Annotated in this window: 24 protein-coding genes; 9 read left to right on the top strand and 15 right to left on the bottom strand. The window is 62.7% G+C overall.

The window, feature by feature from the left end:
* Positions 1-128 precede the first annotated feature (128 nt).
* The 5 genes from QRN46_RS12780 (at position 129) to QRN46_RS12800 (ending at position 4,587) form a co-directional block, all read left to right on the top strand.
* Positions 129-809, top strand: a complete 681-nt coding sequence (locus tag QRN46_RS12780) for a response regulator (RefSeq protein WP_201815693.1) — start codon at positions 129-131, stop codon at positions 807-809.
* Positions 809-2,131 carry an ATP-binding protein gene (locus tag QRN46_RS12785; protein ID WP_201815692.1) on the top strand — a complete coding sequence of 441 codons (1,323 nt, stop codon included), beginning with the start codon at positions 809-811 and terminating at the stop codon, positions 2,129-2,131. The genes QRN46_RS12780 and QRN46_RS12785 overlap by 1 nt, the downstream gene beginning before the upstream one ends.
* A gap of 107 nt (positions 2,132-2,238) precedes the next feature.
* A complete protein-coding gene (locus tag QRN46_RS12790) occupies positions 2,239-2,724 on the top strand; it encodes a GNAT family N-acetyltransferase (protein ID WP_285354998.1) in 486 nt (161 codons plus the stop codon).
* A 142-nt stretch (positions 2,725-2,866) separates the two neighbouring features.
* Positions 2,867-4,279, top strand: coding sequence for an aspartate aminotransferase family protein (locus QRN46_RS12795; protein WP_285355000.1), 1,413 nt, complete (start codon positions 2,867-2,869; stop codon positions 4,277-4,279).
* 83 nt (positions 4,280-4,362) lie between these two features.
* Positions 4,363-4,587: an MbtH family protein gene (locus QRN46_RS12800; RefSeq protein WP_011335246.1), complete on the top strand. Its 225-nt coding sequence runs from the start codon at positions 4,363-4,365 to the stop codon at positions 4,585-4,587.
* A gap of 70 nt (positions 4,588-4,657) precedes the next feature.
* Here the strand turns inward: QRN46_RS12800 and QRN46_RS12805 are convergent, their stop codons facing one another.
* The 11 genes from QRN46_RS12805 to soxR form a co-directional block, all read right to left on the bottom strand.
* Positions 4,658-5,557: a metal ABC transporter substrate-binding protein gene (locus QRN46_RS12805; RefSeq protein ID WP_285355002.1), complete on the bottom strand. Its 900-nt coding sequence runs from the start codon at positions 5,555-5,557 to the stop codon at positions 4,658-4,660.
* Positions 5,558-6,457, bottom strand: a complete 900-nt coding sequence (locus QRN46_RS12810) for a metal ABC transporter permease (RefSeq protein ID WP_011335244.1) — start codon at positions 6,455-6,457, stop codon at positions 5,558-5,560.
* Positions 6,457-7,200, bottom strand: coding sequence for a metal ABC transporter ATP-binding protein (locus QRN46_RS12815; RefSeq protein WP_064378562.1), 744 nt, complete (start codon positions 7,198-7,200; stop codon positions 6,457-6,459). The genes QRN46_RS12810 and QRN46_RS12815 overlap by 1 nt, the downstream gene beginning before the upstream one ends.
* Entirely contained in the window at positions 7,197-8,126 is a 930-nt protein-coding gene (locus QRN46_RS12820) for a metal ABC transporter substrate-binding protein (RefSeq protein ID WP_011335242.1), read from the bottom strand. Before QRN46_RS12820 ends, QRN46_RS12815 begins: the two co-directional genes overlap by 4 nt.
* A 35-nt stretch (positions 8,127-8,161) precedes the next feature.
* Positions 8,162-8,728: a DUF6162 family protein gene (locus tag QRN46_RS12825; protein WP_011335241.1), complete on the bottom strand. Its 567-nt coding sequence runs from the start codon at positions 8,726-8,728 to the stop codon at positions 8,162-8,164.
* Positions 8,725-9,033, bottom strand: a complete 309-nt coding sequence (locus QRN46_RS12830) for a hypothetical protein (protein ID WP_236676411.1) — start codon at positions 9,031-9,033, stop codon at positions 8,725-8,727. The genes QRN46_RS12825 and QRN46_RS12830 overlap by 4 nt, the downstream gene beginning before the upstream one ends.
* A 20-nt stretch (positions 9,034-9,053) precedes the next feature.
* A complete protein-coding gene (locus QRN46_RS12835; protein WP_285355006.1) occupies positions 9,054-9,596 on the bottom strand; it encodes a PA2404 family protein in 543 nt (180 codons plus the stop codon).
* Complete coding sequence (locus QRN46_RS12840) at positions 9,593-10,792, bottom strand: PepSY-associated TM helix domain-containing protein (protein WP_221616069.1); 1,200 nt, start codon at positions 10,790-10,792, stop codon at positions 9,593-9,595. The genes QRN46_RS12835 and QRN46_RS12840 overlap by 4 nt, the downstream gene beginning before the upstream one ends.
* A 253-nt stretch (positions 10,793-11,045) precedes the next feature.
* The gene (locus QRN46_RS12845; protein ID WP_285355010.1) at positions 11,046-11,921 is read right to left on the bottom strand and encodes an alpha/beta fold hydrolase; all 876 of its coding nucleotides are present in this window, start codon (positions 11,919-11,921) and stop codon (positions 11,046-11,048) included.
* Positions 11,922-12,062: 141 nt separating this feature from the next.
* On the bottom strand, positions 12,063-12,521 hold the full coding sequence (locus QRN46_RS12850) for a VOC family protein (protein WP_201815681.1): 459 nt from the start codon (positions 12,519-12,521) through the stop codon (positions 12,063-12,065).
* 153 nt (positions 12,522-12,674) lie between these two features.
* The gene (soxR, locus tag QRN46_RS12855; protein WP_011335235.1) at positions 12,675-13,133 is read right to left on the bottom strand and encodes a redox-sensitive transcriptional activator SoxR; all 459 of its coding nucleotides are present in this window, start codon (positions 13,131-13,133) and stop codon (positions 12,675-12,677) included.
* 90 nt (positions 13,134-13,223) lie between these two features.
* Here soxR and QRN46_RS12860 point away from each other — a divergent pair, with 90 nt between their 5' ends.
* Positions 13,224-13,589 (top strand): antibiotic biosynthesis monooxygenase, encoded by a 366-nt coding sequence (locus QRN46_RS12860; protein ID WP_011335234.1) that lies wholly within the window; start codon positions 13,224-13,226, stop codon positions 13,587-13,589.
* Here QRN46_RS12860 and QRN46_RS12865 read toward each other — a convergent pair.
* Genes QRN46_RS12865 through msuE form a run of 4 tightly spaced genes read right to left on the bottom strand, consistent with a single transcriptional unit; the run spans position 13,586 to position 17,631 of the window.
* Entirely contained in the window at positions 13,586-14,689 is a 1,104-nt protein-coding gene (locus QRN46_RS12865; protein ID WP_064378552.1) for a sigma-54 interaction domain-containing protein, read from the bottom strand. The genes QRN46_RS12860 and QRN46_RS12865 overlap by 4 nt on opposite strands.
* A gap of 24 nt (positions 14,690-14,713) precedes the next feature.
* Positions 14,714-15,901 carry an acyl-CoA dehydrogenase family protein gene (locus QRN46_RS12870; RefSeq protein WP_011335232.1) on the bottom strand — a complete coding sequence of 396 codons (1,188 nt, stop codon included), beginning with the start codon at positions 15,899-15,901 and terminating at the stop codon, positions 14,714-14,716.
* Positions 15,902-15,911: 10 nt separating this feature from the next.
* Positions 15,912-17,057, bottom strand: a complete 1,146-nt coding sequence (ssuD, locus tag QRN46_RS12875) for an FMNH2-dependent alkanesulfonate monooxygenase (RefSeq protein ID WP_007955828.1) — start codon at positions 17,055-17,057, stop codon at positions 15,912-15,914.
* Positions 17,058-17,067: 10 nt separating this feature from the next.
* Positions 17,068-17,631, bottom strand: a complete 564-nt coding sequence (gene msuE / locus QRN46_RS12880) for an FMN reductase (protein ID WP_285355019.1) — start codon at positions 17,629-17,631, stop codon at positions 17,068-17,070.
* 388 nt (positions 17,632-18,019) lie between these two features.
* Here msuE and QRN46_RS12885 point away from each other — a divergent pair, with 388 nt between their 5' ends.
* The 3 genes from QRN46_RS12885 to QRN46_RS12895 all read left to right on the top strand — a co-directional run bounded on the left by QRN46_RS12885 (position 18,020) and on the right by QRN46_RS12895 (position 20,378).
* Positions 18,020-18,289 carry a hypothetical protein gene (locus QRN46_RS12885; RefSeq protein ID WP_011335229.1) on the top strand — a complete coding sequence of 90 codons (270 nt, stop codon included), beginning with the start codon at positions 18,020-18,022 and terminating at the stop codon, positions 18,287-18,289.
* A 101-nt stretch (positions 18,290-18,390) separates the two neighbouring features.
* Positions 18,391-19,005, top strand: a complete 615-nt coding sequence (locus QRN46_RS12890; RefSeq protein WP_201815675.1) for a LysE family translocator — start codon at positions 18,391-18,393, stop codon at positions 19,003-19,005.
* Between the two features lie 206 nt (positions 19,006-19,211).
* Complete coding sequence (locus QRN46_RS12895) at positions 19,212-20,378, top strand: aminotransferase class V-fold PLP-dependent enzyme (protein WP_201815674.1); 1,167 nt, start codon at positions 19,212-19,214, stop codon at positions 20,376-20,378.
* The last annotated feature ends 9 nt before the right edge of the window (positions 20,379-20,387 follow it).

Genomic DNA, 20,387 nt, shown 5'->3' on the forward strand with positions numbered 1-20,387 from the left:
GAGGGGCACAGTGGCGGGCGGCGATTAACCGATGATTAACCGCGACGCCCTTGTCGGTGTGGCGTTCGGGGCATAATGTCGGCTTAATCGGCCAGCGGCCTAATCAGCACTTTTCTACGGGACTCACCATGCACGTACTGGTTTGCGAAGACGATGAGTTGATCGCCAGCGGGATCGTCGCCGGGCTGACGGCGCAAGGCCTGACGGTCGAGCACGTCAACACGGCCTCCAAGGCGCGGGCGATTCTCAAGGTTGCCGAATTTGACGTGATGGTGCTCGATCTCGGGCTGCCGGACGAAGATGGTCTCAAGTTGCTGCAACAACTGCGTCAGCAAGGCCTGGAGATTCCGGTGCTGATCCTGACTGCACGGGATTCGGTCACGGATCGGGTCGACGGCTTGCAATCCGGCGCCGACGACTACCTGCTCAAGCCGTTCGACCTGCGTGAGTTGTTCGCCCGTCTGCAAACCCTGCTGCGTCGGGTAGCCGGGCGCAGCGTCAACCTGATCGAACACGGTGCGCTGACCTACGACCCGAGCAGCCGCGAAACCATGCTGGCGGGCCGCCCGGTGGACCTGTCCCGTCGCGAGCAATCCCTGCTGCAAGCCTTGCTGCACAACCGTGGCCGGGTGCTGTCCACCGAGCAGTTGAAGGACAGCGTCTACGGTTTCAACGATGAACTGGAGAGCAACGCGCTCAACGTGCACATCCATCACCTGCGCAGCAAACTGGGTAAAGGCATCGTCGAAACCGTGCGGGGTCTGGGCTATCGCCTGGGCCCGGCCGATGGCGGGGAACCTGACAAGTGATGAGTCTGCGCCTGCGCCTGAGCCTGACCCTCGGCGCCGCGTTCGCGCTGATCTGGGCCCTGGCGGCCGCCTGGATGCTCAGCGACCTGCGCAACCAGATGATGTTTTCCCTCGACCAGCGCCTGGTGGCGTCGGCGCGGATGGTCGCCGGCTTGCTGGAACAATTGCCGGCCATTCCGAGCAAAGGCGAGGGTACGCATTTCAGCGCCGAGCAACTGAACATTCCGGGCGGCATGGCCTGTCAGGTCAGCTCGCTGCGCGGAGAAATCCTCGCTCGCAGCCACAATAATCCGGAACAGGCACTGGAAGCGCAGAAAATGGGTTTCCACGATCAGATGATCGATGGCGCGCCTTGGCGCAGCTTCACCCTGGCTCGGGGCGATGTGCGAATTACCACCGCCGACCGGGTGATCGAGCGCGAAGCCCTGAACATGTCGATCCTGCTGGCGGCCTCGGTGCCGGTGGGCGTGGCGTTGCTCGGCTGCCTGTGCCTGTTGTGGCTGGGGATCGGCCAGGGCCTGGCGCCGCTCAATCGCTTGCGTGAAGCCTTGATGCGCCGCAACGCCGACTCGCTTGAGCCGTTGCAGTTGCAGTCATTCCCCAGTGAACTGAAACCGCTGCTCGAAACCCAGAACCAGCTGTTCCAGCGCATCGGCAAGACCATCGAACGTGAACGTCGCCTGACCGGCGATGCCGCCCATGAACTGCGCAGCCCGCTGACCGCAATCAAGACCCACCTGCAAGTGGCGCGCATGACCGAGGGCAGCGCTCGCGATCAGTCCCTGGCCCGGGCCGAGGAGGGCGCCGACCGTCTGCACCGGACCCTTGAGCAATTGCTGTTGCTGGCGCGGGTCGAGGGCAGTCTGTCGTTCGACGACGGTGTGCAATGCAGTGCCGAGCAGGTGGCGAAACTGGCGATTCAGGACTCGGCCAGCGACCAGCGCCAGCGCATCAGGCTGCACCTGCCAGAACGCTTGTCCGGTGCGCCCCTGCAAATGCCGGCGGTGCTGTCGATCGCAGCCTTGCGCAACCTGCTGGACAACGCCCTGCGTCATACACCGACCGACGGGGCGGTGGAGCTGAGCCTGGAAACCACCGCCAATCGCGTGCGTTTCGTGGTGCGCGATCACGGGCCTGGCATTGCCCCGGACGATCTGCAACATCTGACCCAGCGCTTCTGGCGCAACGGCCAGAGCACCGGCTGCGGACTGGGGTTGGCGATTGTCCAGGCGATCGTTCAGCGTTGCGCCTGCACCCTGCATTTCGATAGCCGCCCGGACGGTTTGCGGGTCGAGTTGACCATGCCGCTGCAATCGGTCTGACAGTTACTCAGGCACATCAAATGTAACCTCTCTCCATTAGTCATCCGCCGGCCGCGACGTTATTGTCGCCCCAGCCTTTGACTCAATGGATTGAGGGAAACAGCGCCATGGAAGCACCCATCTACATCTGTCCCGCCACCTCCGCCGACGCCGGCATCATCAGTCGGATCCTCGAACGCTCGATCCGCATCGGTTGCGCGCTCGACCATCGCAACGATCCACAACTGGTCGACCGCTGGGTCCTCCGACAATCGGCGGAACATATCAGCGGCTGGCTCGCTGATCCGCATCTCTATCTGAATATCGCGCTTCTTCACGATAAACCGGTCGGCGTCGGTATGGCCGCAGCCAATGGCGAGGTCACGTTCTGTCACGTGCAGCCGGAGTGGTTTCGCCGGGGTGCGGGTCGCGCGCTGATGGGCGATCTCGAGGGTTGGCTGAGGATTCGTGGCCGTCCTTGTGTCACGCTCGTCAGCACGCGAACCGGCGAGGCGTTCTGCCGGCGTCTGGGGTATCGCGAAGCGGCGTCTGCCTTCACGCATCACGGCGTTTTGAGCCTGCCGATGCACAAGCCGCTGGCATTGTCGGCCTGACAGTCGATCAAGGGTGTAAATCCTCGACACGCTGGTGCGTTTCCAGAACAGGAAAACCAGCATGTGCGCCCCGCGACCGGGACGCGCACCTGCCCGGTATGCAGTTTTGGTCACTATCCATAGCGTATTGAGGGGTCGAGAGATGTCAGTCGCCACCAGCCTTATCGAAGAGTCGTCGGCCCGGATCGCCTCCGCGCCGGCGGAAACGCTGTATCAGTTCAATGAGTCACCGTTGCTGGCCCGTCAGAGCCAGCAGGAATCCAATGCCCGCAGCTACCCGCGGCGGATTCCGCTGGCGTTGAAGCGCGCCAAAGGTCTTTACGTCGAAGACGTCGAGGGCCGCACTTTCATCGATTGCCTTGCCGGTGCCGGCACTCTGGCGCTGGGGCATAACCATCCGGTGGTGATCCAGGCGATCCAGCAGGTACTGGCCGATGAACTGCCGCTGCACACTCTGGACCTGACCACGCCGGTGAAGGATCAATTCGTTCAGGACCTGTTCGGCCTGCTGCCACCTGCACTGGCCAAGGAAGCGAAAATCCAGTTCTGCGGCCCGACCGGCACCGACGCGGTGGAAGCCGCGTTGAAACTGGTGCGCACCGCCACCGGGCGCAGCACCGTGCTGTCGTTCTCCGGCGGTTACCACGGCATGAGCCAGGGCGCCTTGAGCCTGATGGGCAGCCTGGGCCCGAAAAAGCCGCTGGGTGCGCTGCTCAGCAGTGGCGTGCAATTCATGCCGTTCCCGTACGACTACCGTTGCCCGTTCGGCCTCGGTGGCGCGGCGGGTGTGAAGGCTAATCTGAGCTACCTGGAAAACCTGCTCAATGATCCAGAGGCTGGCGTGCAATTGCCGGCAGCGGTGATCGTCGAAGCGGTGCAGGGCGAGGGCGGTGTGATCCCGGCTGACATCGAGTGGCTGCGCGGTCTGCGCCGTATCACCGAAAAGGCCGGCGTGGCGCTGATCATCGACGAAATCCAGAGCGGTTTCGCCCGCACCGGCAAGATGTTTGCCTTCGAGCACGCCGGCATCATTCCGGATGTGGTCGTGCTGTCCAAAGCCATCGGCGGCAGCTTGCCGCTGGCGGTGGTGGTGTATCGCGAATGGCTCGACACCTGGCAGCCGGGCGCCCACGCCGGTACGTTCCGTGGCAACCAGATGGCGATGGCTGCCGGTTCCGCGGTGATGCGTTATCTGGTCGAGCACAAGGTCTGCGAACACGCTGCCGCCATGGGCGAGCGCCTGAGTGAGCACCTGCGCATTCTGCAGCGCGATTTCCCGCAACTGGGCGACATTCGCGGTCGTGGTCTGATGCTAGGTGTCGAACTGGTCGATCCGAACGGCACGCCGGACGCACTGGGCCATCCGCCGGCGTTTGCGCGTCTGGCGCCGCTGGTTCAGCGTGAATGCCTCAAGCGCGGGCTGATTCTGGAGCTGGGCGGGCGCCATGGTGCAGTGGTGCGGTTCCTGCCGCCGCTGGTGATCACCGCTGCGGAAATCGACCGCGTCGCCGAGATCTTCGGCCGTGCACTCAGCGCGGCGACCGCCGCCCTGTAAATTTTTCGCCGCGTCGAACGTTCTTTCTACATACCCGGCTGCACCCGTCGTGCAGCCCACCCTTACAGCGATGGAGACACAGCATGACGTCAGTATTCGACCGCGAGGATATCCTCTTTCAAGTCGTGGTCAACCACGAAGAGCAGTACTCGATCTGGCCGGACTACAAGGCCATCCCGGAAGGCTGGCGCACCGTGGGCAAGAGCGGCCTGAAGAAGGAATGCCTGGCCTACATCGAAGAGGTCTGGACCGACATGCGCCCGCTGAGCCTGCGCCAGAAGATGGAAGCGCAAGCGGCTGCCCAGTAAGTCATCAGCCAAAAAGAAACCCGCTGGACTGGAAACAGTCAGCGGGTTTTTTCATGTCCAGAGGACTGGCTTACGCGCCGCTCAGGCCCTTGAGCAGCGCATCCACATTGCCTTCCAGCTCTGCCACCGGATCCGCCGCATCGGTGCTCAACACCAGCAGATGACTGCCCGATTCGGCAATCGCCGATTTCACCGCATCCGACGGCTGGCGATGGTGCAGCACCACTGCTACGTCGTTGTCTTTCAGGGTCGCGGTCAGTTTTTTCAGATCTTCCGGCGTCCATTCGGCATCCGGTCGCGCGTCCTGTCCGATCAACTCCAGATTCAGGCTGCCGATCAGGTAACCGAAGTGATCGCTCAGGCTCATGACGCTCAGGTTGTCGGCACTGGCCAGGCGCGCCTCGCTGTCGGCACTGAGTTTCAGCAGGCGCTGCTTCAGCGCCGCCAGATTGGCTTCGATCTTCGGTTTGTCCTTCGGTGCCAGGCGCACCAGATCCGCCGCCATCACATCGGCCATGCGCCCCATGTTGTTGCTCGCCAGCCACGGTTGACTGTTCAGGCCGTCGACCTTGAGCCCCGGTTGCACGGCAATGCCGGGCAGGGCGCCGTCCACTGGGCGGGCGGCGTCGACTTCGACGATGCGGATGTTGCTGCGACGGGCGATCGGGTACAGCGGATCATCGGCCCACAGCGAACGCACGCCGATCACCGCATCGGCGCCGGAGGCCAGTTTGCTCAGCGCCGGGGCGCCGCGACCGGTGAAGTAGGCAGTCTGACGGCTGCCCGGCAGATTCGCCGGCGCCGCGCGCTCGAGGCTGATGCCGGTGCCCTTGAGCAGGACTTCGCCCAGACCGTAAGTGATGGGCAGCGAGGCCAGCACCCGCAACGGTTTCTCGGCAGCCAGCAGGGGGCTCGAAACCGCGCCGCTGAGGGCGATGGCCAGGGTCAGTTGTCGCAATGAAAAAGCCATTTATCCAAGGTTCCCTTTCAGACTGGGGACGACGCCCCGGGCAATCGCGGCGAGGGCGAAGGCGATACCGGCGACCAGAATGATCGCGGCGCCGGACGGAATCGGCAGGTCGAACACGATCGGCGCAAGAATCCCGCACAGGGTACTGACCGTGGCGATCAGCACAGAGCACCAGAAAAAGCCCTTGAGCGACTGGCTGAGCAGACGCGCTGCCGCCGCCGGAATCACCAGCAGCGCACCGACCAGAATCGCACCGATGACTTTCACCGCTGCAACCGTAATCAGCGTCACCAGAATCACGAACAGGTAATCCAGGGTCTTCACGGCGACGCCGCGTACCGCCGCCAGTTGCGGGTTGAAGCTGGCGAGCATGATCCGGTTGTACAGCGGCAGTGCCAGCGCCATGACCAGTGAGCCGACAATCGCCAGCACCAGCAGATCGTTCCCGTTGACCGTCAGCACCGAGCCGAACAGTACGTTTTCCAGAATGTGCACGTTGATCTTGCCTGCCAGAATCAGCAGCAGGCTGGCACCCAGCGCAAGGGACACCGACAGGAACACGCCGATCAGCGTGTCCGGGGCCAGGCCGGTACGGTTGCGCAGATAGTTGAGCAGAATGCCGAACAGCAGGCAGTAGCCGAACAGGCTGCCGTACGGCCCGGTGTAGGGCTCGCCGAGCAGAATGCCGATGGCCACGCCGGTCAGTGCCGCGTGGCCGACCGCCTCGGAGAAAAACGCGAAGCGCTTGACCACCACCAGCGTGCCGAGGCCGCCGAGCACCGGGCCGATCAACATACCGGCGAGCAGCGCATTGACCACAAACCCGTAGGCCAGGGCTTCCGGCAGGTAACCGGAGGAAGCCCAGCCTTGCACCATCAAACGAAAGGCTTCGTAACTCATCAGGCAGCGCTCCGTGGATGGGTCGAGAACAGGGTCAGCAGACGTTCCGGGGTCAGGGCCTGTTGCGGCGAGGCGTCGAACAGCACCCGGCGGTTGAGGCCGGTGACGCGATTGGCCAGACGCCCGACCGCTTCCAGATCGTGCTCGATCCACAGCACGGTGATGCCCGCCGCGCGCCAGTCACCCAGCAAACGCTCGAACACCTGGATTCCGGCTTCGTCGAGGGCCGACATCGGTTCATCCAGCACCAGCAGTTGCGGCGCCGGAATCAGGCCCTGGGCGAGCAATACCCGCTGGCGTTCGCCACCGGACAGCGCACCCATCCGGCGCTTGCGCTTGTCCTGCATACCGACCCGCTCCAGCGCATCACCGATAGCGCCGGCGTAGCGTTTGCTCAGGCCGAGAAAGGCCGGGCGGCGCTGGCACATGGCAGCCATGAAATCGTCGACGGTCATCGGCAGGCCGCGATCGAACTCCAGCGCCTGCGGCACGTAACCGATGGTGCCGGGCTCGCCGGGCCATTGCAGGCTGAGCCGGCCCTGATGGGGCATCTGCCCGAGCAGGGTCTTGATCAGCGAACTCTTGCCGCCGCCGTTGGGACCGACCAGCGCATGCACGCTGCCGGGCTGCACCTGGAAGGTGACCTTGTCCAGAATGGTCGTGCGGCCGAGGGTCAGGCTGACGTCAGCGAAATCCAGGGTCGGGCCGCTGCTGGCTATCGACAGGTTTTCCTGAGCTGTCATGCGCCGGACTCCTGAATCGCTCGAACCACGGTGTTGAGGTTGCCGGTCATTTCCTTTTCGTACTTGTCGGCGGTGTATTCGCCGTAGGAAATGTGCGACAGCGGGTACAACTTCACACCGGATTCACGCTGGATGGTTTCGACGTAAGTGGACGGGAAGTCCATTTCGGAGAAGATCACTTTCACGTCCAGTTCCCGCAGTTGATCGATGGTTTTCTTCAACTGGCTCGGGCTCGGCTCGATGCCGTGGGCCGGCTCGACCACGGCGGTGACTTCCAGACCGAACTCGCGCAGCAGGTAGTCGTAAGCGGCGTGCACTGTGGCCACTCGCAGTTCGGCGTTCGGTGCCTGGGTCAGCTTGGCCAGGGCGTCGGCGCGCATCTGCCGCAGGCGTTTGCCGTAGGCACGGGCGTTCTGGGTGTAGGTCTTGGCGTTGTCCGGGTCGAGCTTGCCCAGCTCCCGGGCGATGTTGTTGACCTGGGCAATCGAGGCGCTGATCGACAGGAACGTGTGCGGGTTCACCACTTTGCCGGCACCGCGCGCGGCAACCCCGGTGGCGGCCAGCAACGGCACGTTTTCGTTGGCTTCGATGGTCTTGATGTTCGGCGTTTCGCTGGCGGCGATCATGCGGTCGGCGAAGTCGTCATGGCCAACCCCGTTGAGCACGATCACATCCAGCCCGCTGATGCGCTTGATGTCTTCGGCGCGCGGCTCGTAGGCGTGCGGGTTGAAGCCGGCGGGAATCAGCGGCACGACCTCGGCCCTGTCGCCGACGATGTTCGCCACGTAGCTGTAATAAGGATGCAGGGTGATGCCGATGCGCAGGCGCTTGGCCTGATCGGCGCTGGCCAGCGGGCTCAGCAGGCTGGCGCACAGGCCGATCAGCAGCAGGCGCAGGAAAGGACGGCGTTGAGATGAACTAGGCATGGGCAAGCGGTCTTCTCTCGAATGAAGGCGAGGGTTCAATGACGATGTTCGCGGGTCACCCCGGCATCGAATTGCGCGACGATCTGTTTCCAGCCGGCAGCGCTTAGCGCTGCATCGGACAGGTCTGTCGGCGCTTGCAGATCGGTGGCGCGGTTGAGCCAGATGTCCGGCCCGGCGTTGTTCAGGCGCATCAGAAACGAACCGGCCACGGTCGGGACCTGGCTCTGGCCGAAGTAGGCACTGTCCGCCAGCAATTGCCAGACGTGACCGCCACGACTGACCGAACTGGCGTCCTGGGCAAACGGGGCGAAGCCTTCATCAGCCAGATTCTGTGGTGTGGGCAACGCTTGCTGTTCTTCGCGCAACAGGTGGATCTCGTCGAGGGTCACCCGCAAGTCGGCATAGATGCCTTGCTCGCTGGCGCCAAGGTCGCGACGGGCGTCCAGTTGATGGCTGGAAACCGGCTCCGGTTCGTGGGATACACCGCGCCATGCGACCACGGAACCGGCAACCGCAAGGATCAGCAGGCACATCAGCAGCACATTGAGGGTTTCGTGCCCGGCACCTGCCGGGCGTACAACCTGGGTGGTCGGCGTGGTCATGGGGCTTCGATATCCGCTTGGTCGATTTCGACCACATGGCCGGGGCCTGCGTCGAACAGCACATAAAACTCGGCGCCGGGTTTCTTGAAGGTCAGGGTCGAATCGGCGCCGAGCTTGCCCGGCACCAGGATGGTTTCGTCGTAGCCGATCACGTCCAGGGTCACCCCCGGCGCGCCGCTGCCGTCGGAGAAGCCGCCGGTGCATTTGATCTGCTCGGCGTCGATGGCCTTGCACTCGCACATCGGGTTGTGGGCCAGGGCGCTGGCGCTGAAACCGGCGCACAGCGCCAGCAATGCAACGCTCATGTTCAAGCGGGAAGGGTGGCTCATGGTTTGGCTCCTTGTTTGTTCAGCCAGGCAACGGTGGCGGGGGAGGCCTGGCTCAGCGGAATCGAGGCTTGGTGCATGCTGCCGTCCCAGCCTTCCATGGTGATCCACAGTTCGGCGTCGGCTCTGGTTTTGTCCGGGACGGGCATCTGCGTACCCATGCTGTAAGGCGTGCCGAAGAAGATCGAACCCGCGGCGCGCAGACTGCGCGGCTTGCCGATACGCAGGTAGGTGGCCTTGACCTGTTCGACACAGGCGTCGCACAGGGCGGCGCTAAAGCCCTTCAGATAACCGGCCGCGCCGTCGGGAAGCGGTGGTTCGTTGCGAAACTCGGCCAGCCTCAGGCTCCAGGGACCCACCTGGACTTCGCCGATCTCGCGTTCGCCCAGTCCGCTGTCGCCGCGAAACAGAGCCTGGTCGGCGAAGTACCGGGGCATGAATCCCAGCGGAATCAGCAACAGTAGCACGTTGATGTGGAAGCGCCATTTATGCCAGATCACGCTCAGTCGCGAAGGTTGAACCACTCTGGTGGACTTGCTCACAGATGGACCTCCGACGGTTCACGGTGCAGGGCCGGTTGTGCCTGACCGCGCTGTTTCTTGTGCTCGCGCTTGAGGGCGTTGGCGGTCGCCAGCGCGGTACGCTTGGTCCAGATCAACAGCCCGCTGAGGACCATCATGCTCAGCACCAGTCCGAAGAAGAACCAGATCAGCTTGATCCACAGTCCACCGAAGTCGCCGGTGTGCAGCGGACGCATGGATTCGGTGACGAACTCCAGGGAGGTCCGGTCGGAGAGCAGGCGCGAGGCTGCCACTTCACCGCTGTAAGGGTTGAGCGTGGCTGACTGGAACATCAGCGGATACCAGCCGCGTCCCCGGATATCGAGGTGGCTGTAGGCATTGCCGGGCAGATTGATGGTGCTGGCTTCGAACCCGGGAATCCGTTGCTGGGCAATTTCGATGGCGTGATCCAGGCTGACCCGTGGCGGTGGCGAACCATCGGCGGACAGCGGCACGCCTTCACGGGACATGGCTGCGATGACCGGCTCGCTGGAGATGGAGATGTGGTTGTCCGAAAGAATGGCTTCGATCAGGAACCACACGGCGGTGACGGAGATCACCGCGATAAACCAGATCGACCAGATGCCGCTGAGACGGTGGAAATCGCCCCAGAATATCCGCGCACCGTGACGCAGGCGCAGGGTCGGGCTGAAAAAGCCCTTCCAGAAACGTTTGTAGACCACCAGTCCGGTCACCAGCGAAGCCAGCATCGGCAGTGCCAGGAAGGACACCAGATACCAGCCCCAGCTGTAACCGTTGGTGAACGGTACCAGCCACCAGCCATGCAAGGCCCGGGTGAAGGCCCGGAAATTGAAGTCGGGCGCGGTGCCCTGGATCACACCGGTGTAAGGGTTGACGTAGACCGTTACCGAGCGCCCGTCAGGTTGACTGACGTTCACCTCCAGCGCGAAATGCGATTCGTCGGGACGACTGATGCGTTCGACCAGCAACTGTGGTTCGGCAGTCTTGATCGCGCTGATGATCTGGTCATAACCCAGCAGCGGGGCATCGTCCGATGGTTGGGTGGCGCGCATTTGCGGATTCGCCAGCCAGACGATTTCCTGGCTGACCACCGCCAGGGTGCCGGTGACGCAGACGATCAGGACAAAAAACCAGATTGGCAACGCCAGCCAGCTGTGTACCAGGAACCACAGTTTCGAGCGGGATTTCTTCGACATGATGACGGGTCTTGATTCGGTGAGAGGACTCGGCCACTACGGGCTTCGCAGCGCGGCAGTCCCTGAAGGGCCCGTCGTGGCTTTTGCCTACGCGACCGGCCCGCATCTCTATAAGACGGATGACCGAAGCAAATCCCGATAAACGATATGAAAGTAAATGTTTCGCGATTGCAGGTTGCTGTCGCGTGGGCGGATTTTTTGCGGGGGAGGCGAAGCAGTCCGACGGCGCATGCCGCCGGATTGAAGGAGGGAGTCAGCGGAGAAAATCGAGCGCTTCGGCGAGCAACAGTTCAGGGACTTCTTCGGCGAGGTAATGCCCGGCAGGCAGGGCCTTGCCCCGTACGTCGGTGGCAACCTGTTGCCATTCCCCGAGCGGATCGAAGCACCGACCGACAATGCCCTCGGCGCCCCACAGCACCAGTAACGGCAGGTCCAGGTGACGACCGGCCGTGATGTCGATGCGGTCATGTTCCAGGTCGATGCCGGCGCTGGCGCGGTAATCCTCACAGATCCCCCGAGCACTGCCGGGACGTTCAAGACAACGCCGGTATTCGCTGAACGCCTCGTCGGTGAAGGGCGCGAGCCCGGCGCTGCGACTGCCCATGACGCTGCGCAGATAGCCTTCAGGGTCGGCTTCGATCAGGGTTTCCGGCAGCGGTGCCGGACGAATCAGGAAAAACCAGTGCCAATAGGCCCGTGCAAAAGCTTCGTTGGTCTGGCTGTACATCGCCAGCGTCGGCGCGATGTCGAGCAGGACCATGCGCTGCACGACGGCGGGATGATCGAGCGCCAGACGATGGGCGACTCGCGCGCCACGGTCGTGGGCAAGGATCGAGAACTGCTCGAAGCCCAACGCGTTCATCAATTCCACGCCGTCACGGGCCATCTCGCGCTTGGAATAGTTGAGGTGAGCTTCATCCGCCGGCGGACGACTGCTGTCGCCGTAACCACGCAGGTCAGCAGCGACCACAGTGAAGTGTTCGGCCAGTTGCCCGGCGATCTTGTGCCAGATGACGTGGGTCTGTGGGTGCCCATGCAGGAGCAGCAGGCCCGGGCCGCTGCCTTTGATGCGGTAGGTGATGTCCACACCGTTGACGTGGCGCTGGTCTTTGACGAATCCGGCAAACATCGGGTGATCCTTTATTCAGGCGCGTGGCCTGCATCCTGAAATCGCCGGGCGTTCATGACAAGACGTGAAGCGTGGTTCGACGGTTCATGAATCGTGTTCGCCCATCCCCGCGCGTTGCGCGGGAATGGATATTCGGCGTGGCTAACCTTGCTGAAACATCTCTTTTGCCCGTTGCTCGATCTGCTCTTGGGTCAGGTCCTCCTTGCGCGTGGCGAGGAACCACAGATGCCCGTACGGATCTTTCAACGTCCCGCTGCGGTCGCCGTAGAACTGATCCTTGACCTCGGACACCGAGGTCGCGCCGGCCTCCAGCGCACGCTGAAAGGATTTGTCGACATCGGTCACGTACAGATGCAAACCGACCGACACCGCTGTGTCCGGATTGCTCAAAGGCCCTTGATCGCATGGCGAGCCGAGCATGATCGCACTGTCGCCGATGCGCAGTTCGGCGTGGCCGATGCCGCCGTCGGGCATGCTCAGGCGCATGACTTCGGTGGCACCGAACGCCTTTTTATAGAAGTCGATGGCTTCGGCAGCTTTGTGAATGCCGAGGTACGGGGTAATGCTGTGATACCCCTCGGGAATGGGTTTGACGCTCATGGCGGTACTCCCTGTTATTTGTTGCCTGGTTTTTATTAGCGGTTGAAGGTGTGCCTTCGCCGGGGTTGCCGGTCGCTCAACTATAGATCTGTGCCGCCGCCATGACCTAGCAGCCGACGAGCAGCCCTCGCGATGCCGGAGCGGAGCGAGTCCTCAGTCGGGAACGTCGAGAAAGTGCGCTCCCGGCCCTCGCTCGCCCAGCACATCGCCCTGATTGCGCAGCGGGCAGGCCTCCATCGACAGGCATCCGCAACCGATGCAACCGGTCAGCCGGTCCCGCAGCAGCATCAACTGATTGATCCGCTCGTCCAGCTCCCGCCGCCACTGCTCCGACAACACTTTCCAGTCCGCCGCGGTGGGGGCGCGGTTGTCCGGTAGCTGTTTCAACGCCTCGCCGATTTCCGCCAGTGAAATGCCCAGGCGTTGCGCCACCTTGATCAACGCCACCCGCCGCAGCACTTCCCGTGGATAGCGCCGTTGGTTGCCGGCATTGCGCTGGCTCTTGATCAACCCCTTGGATTCATAAAAGTGCAGGGCGGTGACTGCCACGCCGCTGCGGGCCGCGACTTCGCCGACGGTCAGTTGCTTGTGCACATTTTGCGCAGTGATCATTTGCAAATTGCCCCTTTACCTCTAGTTAACTCGAGGTTTTACCCTGCAGGCCTTCGAATCGCAAGATTCGCCTGACAGAGTGGGGATGTCATGCAAGCACCAGCGAAAAACCGCAGCTTCACCCAATTGATCGAATTTGAAATCGAACCCGGCCAGCAACCGGCGCTGGTGTCGGCGCTGGCGCTGCAGACCGAACGTCTGGCACAGCGTTACTCAGGCTTCGTCAGCGCGAGCGTCCAGGCCAGCGACGATGGCCGGCGAGTGTTGAGCTTTCTGCAATGGCAGTCCCGCGAGGCGGGGGAGGCGGCGTTCCAGAGTTTCGAAACCGGCGAGCAGGACTTCTGGCAACTGATCCGCACCCATCAGGCGCGCACCGTGACCTTCGGTTCATTCCAGGTGCTGAGCAGCATCGCCCGCAGTCATGACGACGGCTTGCACTGCCAACTGGTGGGTTAGATCGACAGCTGGATCAAGCGCTCGCCTTGCAGGTTTTCCGTGGGCCGGCGCTTGTTCACCGCCAGTTCGCCGATCTTGATCAGCCGCGTACGGGTGACGTTGCGACTCAGGCCGAGCAGGGACGCGGTGTGCACCTGGTTGTAATGGCAGAAGCGATAGGCCGCACGCAGCAACGCGTCTTCGACTTTTTCATGCAGGGCGCCGGCCTGTTGCTCGAAGAGTTTCTGGAAGGCGCGTTCCAGCAGCGCTTCCGGTGAGTCGTCGGCGGTCGCGTGCTGATCGTCGGGCCGGTCGATGCGCAGGTTCGACAGGCGCAGATCGTCGCGTTCGATCACGCCGTTACGGCAGATCAGCAGCGTGTGATGGATGACGTTTTCCAGTTCGCGGATGTTGCCCGGCCAACTGTAGCCGCGCAGCTTGTGTTCGGCGCCGGGACTGATGGTGACGCGCCCGTAACCCAGGCGCTGACTGTAGGCCTCGATGAAATGCCGGGTCAGCGGCAGGATGTCGCCGGGCCGCTCGCGCAACGGGCTCAGCTCCAGATTGACCACGTTCAGCCGGTAGTACAGATCCTCGCGGAAATGCCCGGCGTTGATGGCTTTCTCCAGTTGCACGTTGGTCGCCGCCAGCACCCGCACATCGATGGGAATGCTCTTGCGCGATCCGAGGCGCACCACTTCGCGCTCCTGCAACACCCGCAGCAATTTGACCTGAATCGCCATCGGCAGATCGCCGATCTCATCGAGGAACAAAGTGCCACCATCCGCCTCTTCAAACCACCCGGCCTTCGCACTGAGGGCACCAGTGAAGGCGCCTTTTTCATGGCCGAACAGTTCGGCTTCCACCAGCGATTCGGAAAACGCCCCGCAGTTGACCGCGATGAACGGCCGGTTACGCCGGTTGCTCAGGTTATGGATATGCCGCGCCACCAACTCCTTGCCGGTGCCGGTTTCGCCGATGATCAGCACGCTGGCTTCGCTCGGGGCGACCTGTTGCAGATGCGCGAGCAGGGCCTGGGATTTCGGGTCTTCGAAGACCTGAGCAGTGGCGCGGATTGAGGTGGCCAGGGCGGGTGAAGGCGGCAGGGTCAGCAGTTGCATGGGGTCTCGCTCCACGAAAGAAAATCAGGAATAGAACGTCGGCACCGGCAGGGACTGGTTCAGCGCCCAGTCGCCCAGCTCGTGGAGTTTGTAATCCAGCGGGTCGTGCAGGGTTTGCGTACGCAGGTTGCGCCAGTGTCGGTCCAGACGCAGCGACGCGTGAGTCGAACGGGCGCCGGTGACTTCGAACAGTCGGCTACAAATCTCCAGGCCCTGTCGGCTGGCGGCGACCTTGGCCGTGGCAATCGCCGTGGCCAGATGCCCGCGTTCTTCGGCACTGAGGTTCGGGCCCTTGGCCCAGGCCTCGTCGAGCAATGCAGCGGCGCGTTCCACCAGCAGACGGATGCCTTCGAGAGCGACCCAGAACTCGCCGTAATGGGCCAGCACATAAGGATCTTCACGCACCTCGCGCACCGAGGATTTGTGCCAGACCCGGGTTTCACTCAGGGTGTATTGCCGCGCCTCTTCAAAGGCACCTTCGGCGATGCCGAGGAACATGTGGGTGAACGTCAGTTGCGCGATCAACGGGCGCAAGCAGGCGAACGGTGTGCTCAGCGGCCCCGGATCCAGCAGCAGCTCCGATTCCTCGACCCGCACCCGTTCGAACGTGGCGCTGCCGCTATCGGTCTGGCGCTGGCCGATGTTGTTCCAGTCGTTGTGCAGGGTGATGCCGCTGCGCCCGCTGGGGATCGCCGCGATCAGCAGTTTGCCGCCGTTGCTTTCGTCCACCGCCGAGGCGATCAGCATCTGCGAATCGCTGGCGCCGGAGCAGAAGCTTTTCTTGCCGGAAAACTCGCGCCAGCCACCCAGATCCTTGACCACGGTGCGGGTGTCCAGCGGATTGAGCGCGTTGCCCCAGAACCAGTTCTGCCGCGCGGTCTGTTCGAACCACGGCTGCCATTGTTCCGGGCGAGAAAACAGCCGCACGGTGGCGAGCATCAAATGATGAAAACCGAAGACGTGGGCGATCGAGCTGTCGACCTTGGCGAATTCGCGCACGACTTGCAGGGTTTCGCTCCAGCGCGCGCCGAGGCCGCCGTAACGGGTGGGAATGCTCAGGGCCAGCAGACCGCTGTCGCGCAGGGCGTCGCGTTCGGCTTTCGGCGTGCCTCCACGCTCGTCGCGCTCGACGGCGGTCAGGGCAAATTCAGCGGCCAGTTGGCGGGCGGTCTGCAACGGGGAGAGCAGGGTGCTTTGCGGTTTGGCAGTCACTCGGTCTTCCTCAGGCGTTGGCTTTGGCGGGCAGTACATCGTTGGCGATCATTTCGCCGAACGGCCCGGTGAGGTTGGTCACGCCGCGTCCGGCCAGGCTCGCGTACGGCTCGGGCAACAGCGGGAAGACCAGTTCGGCAAAGCGGTAGGCTTCTTCGAGATGCGGATAACCGGAGAAGATGAAGCTCTCGATGCCCAGATCCGCGTATTCCTTGATTCGCGCCGCCACTTGCTGCGGATCGCCCACCAGCGCAGTACCGGCGCCACCGCGCACCAGGCCGACGCCGGCCCACAGGTTGGGGGCGATTTCCAGGTTGTCGCGGCGCCCGTCATGCAGGGCGGCCATGCGCCGCTGGCCTTCGGAGTCGAAACGGGAAAAGGATTTCTGCGCAGCCTCGATGGTTTCGTCGCTGATGTGCTCGATCAGTTTGTCGGCGGCTTTCCAGGCTTCTTCGGCGGTCTCGCGCACGATCACGTGCAGGCGGATGCCGAACTTCACTTTGCGCCCGTGACGGGCGGCGCGTTCGCGCACGTCGGCGAGTTTCTCGGCGACGGCGGCCGGTGGTTCGCCCCACGTCAGGTACACGTCGACCTGCTCGGCGGCCAGATCGTGAGCCGCGTCGGAGGAGCCGCCGAAATACAGCGGCGGATAAGGTTTCTGCACCGGTGGATACAGGGCTTTGGCGTTCTGCACCTTCAGGTGTTTGCCTTCGAAATCCACCGCTTCGCCTTGCAACACGCGGCGCCAGATCTTGAGGAATTCGTCGGTGACTTCGTAGCGTTCGCTGTGGCTGAGGAAACTGCCGTCGCCACGGTTTTCGTCCGGGTCACCGCCGGTCACAACGTTGATCAGCAGGCGGCCGTTGGACAGTCGATCCAGGGTCGCGGCCATGCGCGCCGAAACGGTTGGCGAGATGATCCCCGGACGGATCGCCACCAGATAACGCAGGCGTTCGGTCAGCGGCACCAGTGCCGATGCGATCACCCACGAATCCTCGCAGGACCGCCCGGTGGGAATCAGCACGCCGTGGTAGCCGAGGCTGTCCGCAGCTTGCGCCACCTGTTTCAGGTAATTGAGGGTGACCGGGCGTGCGCCTTGGGTGGTGCCCAGATAGTGACCGTCGCCGTGAGTCGGCAGGAACCAGAAAACATCCATGAACAGCTCCTCAGGCGATTTTCAGCAATGGTTTGAGATGAGTGCCGAACAGTGGCGCGGCACGTTCGGCGGCCAGGCGGATGCGCGCCTTGAGCGGTTCGCTGGTGATCTGGTAGTCGGCGAAATCGGCTTCGGTGGCATACACGCCGATCGGCAGGGTCACGGCCTGGAAGAAGCTGAACAGCGGGCGCAACTGGTGATCGAGGACCAACGCGTGCCGTTCGCTGCCACCGGTGCCGGCGAGCAGCACAGGCGTGTCGATCAGCGCATTCAGGTCGATCAGGTCGAACAAATGCTTGAGCAGGCCCGGATAGGAGCCGCGATAGACCGGCGCGGCGACGATCAGCAAATCAGCCTGTTCGATGGCTTGCAGTTCGGCTTCGATCTCGGCCGGCAACTCCTGGCGGGACAGTGCGGCGCCAAGCGGGCGGGCGATGTCACCGAGCTCGATCAAATGGCTCTCGATCGGCAAGTGCCCGGACAATTCGGCCAGCAGGGCCTGTGTCAGCACCAGGGTGCGGGACGGACGCCAGGTTCCGCCGGACAGGGCGACGACTTTCAGTGGACGCGACATGGTCAGTTCCTTTTTCAACAGTTGCTCGGTGAGCAGTGAGTAGTCACCGGGTCGGAGCAAGCGCTGTACCAATTCCTGTAAGGCCCGTATTCCGGGGCTTTGAGCGTTGTCGGCGGCTGTGCTCGTGTGACTTTCAGGCCGGTTTGTTGAACCGCTGTTGCCTGGGAAACAGTTGCTGGAGCAACAGTGCCGAACGCGATGAAGGATTTATAAAGGCTGACTGTTATTCCGCAAAAGACTGTTAATTGATATTGATAGGTCTTTTGAGAATATGAGAGCGAATCCTGCCCGAATTCTGATAGCCACTATTGAGAGCGTTGATTTCTGCTAAAGCGTGCCCGGGCGTAGCCTTTCTCCATCGACCCACACTGCTCGCCAGGACGCTCCCATGAATCGTTTACTGACTGTTTCGCTGATGCTCGCTGTCTCCGTTCTCGCCGGTTGCGCGAGCCACGTTTCCCCGGAACTGCGCCCTTACACGGCGGAGGAAACCCGCGAACTGGCGCTTGAATCGCTGAACCGTCGCGGTCTGTCCTTCGAGGAATACCACGCGAAAAAAGCCGAATTGCTCGGCCAGCCACAGAAGACATTCGGTTTCGATACCAAGGGTGAAATGAGCGCCGAACGGGCCGTACAGCTGCACGGTCGTCCGAGCTGATCGCGAACTGTACCGCTCGAAGTTTTTCCCAACTGTCCGTGGGTTTGCGCGGCGCCGTGGGATAGGGTCAACACCTGAATGACCCTGACGGACTGCCTGCCATGACCCTCTCGCTCGACCTGCTGCTGGGCTTCGCCCTGTTTGCCCTTGTCACCTCGATCACACCGGGGCCGAACAACACCATGTTGCTGGCATCGGGCGTGAACTTCGGCTTTAACCGCACCATCCCTCATATGCTCGGCATTACTTGCGGCTTCTTCGTGCTGGTGGTGGCGGTGGGTTTTGGCCTGGGCGCGGTATTCCAGACTTATCCGCTGCTTTATGCGGTCCTGCGTTATGTGGGTGCGGCGTACTTGCTGTACCTGGCTTGGAAAATCGCTCACTCCGGCCCGGTCGGCGACAGCGGGCAGGGCGAAGCGAAGCCGATCAGCTATCTCGGCGCGGCCGCTTTTCAGTGGGTCAATCCCAAGGCGTGGATCATGGCCATCGGCGCCATCAGCACCTACACGCCGATGCAGGGTTACTTCACCAATGTAGTCGTGATTGCGGCGGTGTTCGCCATCATCAATCTGCCGAGCGTCGGTGTCTGGGCGGCGTGCGGGACTCTGTTGCGCAACGTACTGAAGGATCGCCGCTGGTTGCGGCTGTTCAACTGGGGCATGGCGGCGCTGCTGGTGATTTCGCTGTATCCGTTACTCCTTGAAAGCTTTGGCTGACGCAGTGCTACAACCGCCGGCCCGATGCCTGTTAAAGTCGTGTTCAGGAGCGTTCCTACGCACTTTTAAATGAAGTTGTTCTTCTTTAACGGCCTCCGATCAGGTATTGATGACGCTCTCGAACCCGGACGCAGCTCACAAGGCTGCGTCGTGCCGTTTGTAGACACGAGCTTCCTGATCCCGGAACACGCTCTGCGAGTCTTTTTATGAACACACGTCCGCTGTATTTCGATTACGCCGCCACCACCCCGGTGGACGAGCGGGTCATCCAGGTGATGATCGAGTGTCTGGGTTTCAACGGTAACTTCGGCAACCCGGCCTCCAGTTCCCACGCTTTCGGCCAGCAGGCCCGGCAAACGGTCGAGAACGCTCGCCGGCAAGTCGCCGAACTGGTCGGCGCCCAGGTGCAGCAGATCGTCTGGACCTCCGGCGCCACCGAATCCAACAACCTCGCCCTCAAAGGCGTGGCCCAGGCCCGTGGAGTTCCCGGCGGGCACATCATCACCAGTCAGATTGAACATAAAGCCATCCTCGACACCGCCCGGCAATTGCAGGACGCCGGTGTCGCCGTGACCTATCTGGTGCCGGACGCCGAAGGCCTGATCACCCCGCAAGCGGTCAGCGAAGCGATGCGCGATGACACCTTTCTGGTGTCGCTGATGCTGGTCAACAACGAACTCGGTACCGTCAACGACATCCCGGCCATCGGCGAAGTAGTGCGTGGGCGCGGGGCGTTGTTCCATGTCGATGCGGCGCAAGGCGCCGGCAAGGTCGCGATCGATCTGGCGCAATGGCCGGTGGATCTCATGTCGTTTTCGGCACACAAGCTCTACGGCCCCAAAGGCATCGGCGCGCTGTATGTCGGACCCCGTGCGCAACAGCGCTTGCAGGCGCAGATTCACGGTGGTGGTCACGAGGGTGGGTTGCGTTCCGGTACGCTGGCCACTCACCAGATCGCCGCCATGGGCTCGGCCTTTGCCTTGGCCGCCGAGGCCTTTGATGACGAGAAGAAAACCATCGTCGCGTTGCGCGAGCGACTGCTCGAACAGCTCTTGAGCCTGCCCGGCGTACGCCTCAACGGCAGCAGCACCCAACGTATTCCGCACACCTTGAGCCTGACCTTCAGCGAAGGTGAGTTCAACCCGGCGGCGCTGAGCCATTCGATCGCGTTTTCCGCGACCTCGGCCTGCAATTCCGCCAGCAATACACCGTCCCACGTGCTGCTGGCATTGGGGCACGACGCGCACCTGGCCGGCCGCACCATTCGCCTGAGCCTCGGCCGTTTCACCACCGCCGAAGACATCGACAAGGCTGTAGAACTGATCAAGACCGCCTGCGCCAGTGCTCCGGCATTCTGGGCGACAGGGCTTTAACGAGCCGAA

It is taken from the genome of Pseudomonas sp. lyk4-R2A-10 (genome assembly GCF_030209075.1).
Taxonomy (GTDB): domain Bacteria; phylum Pseudomonadota; class Gammaproteobacteria; order Pseudomonadales; family Pseudomonadaceae; genus Aquipseudomonas; species Aquipseudomonas glycinae.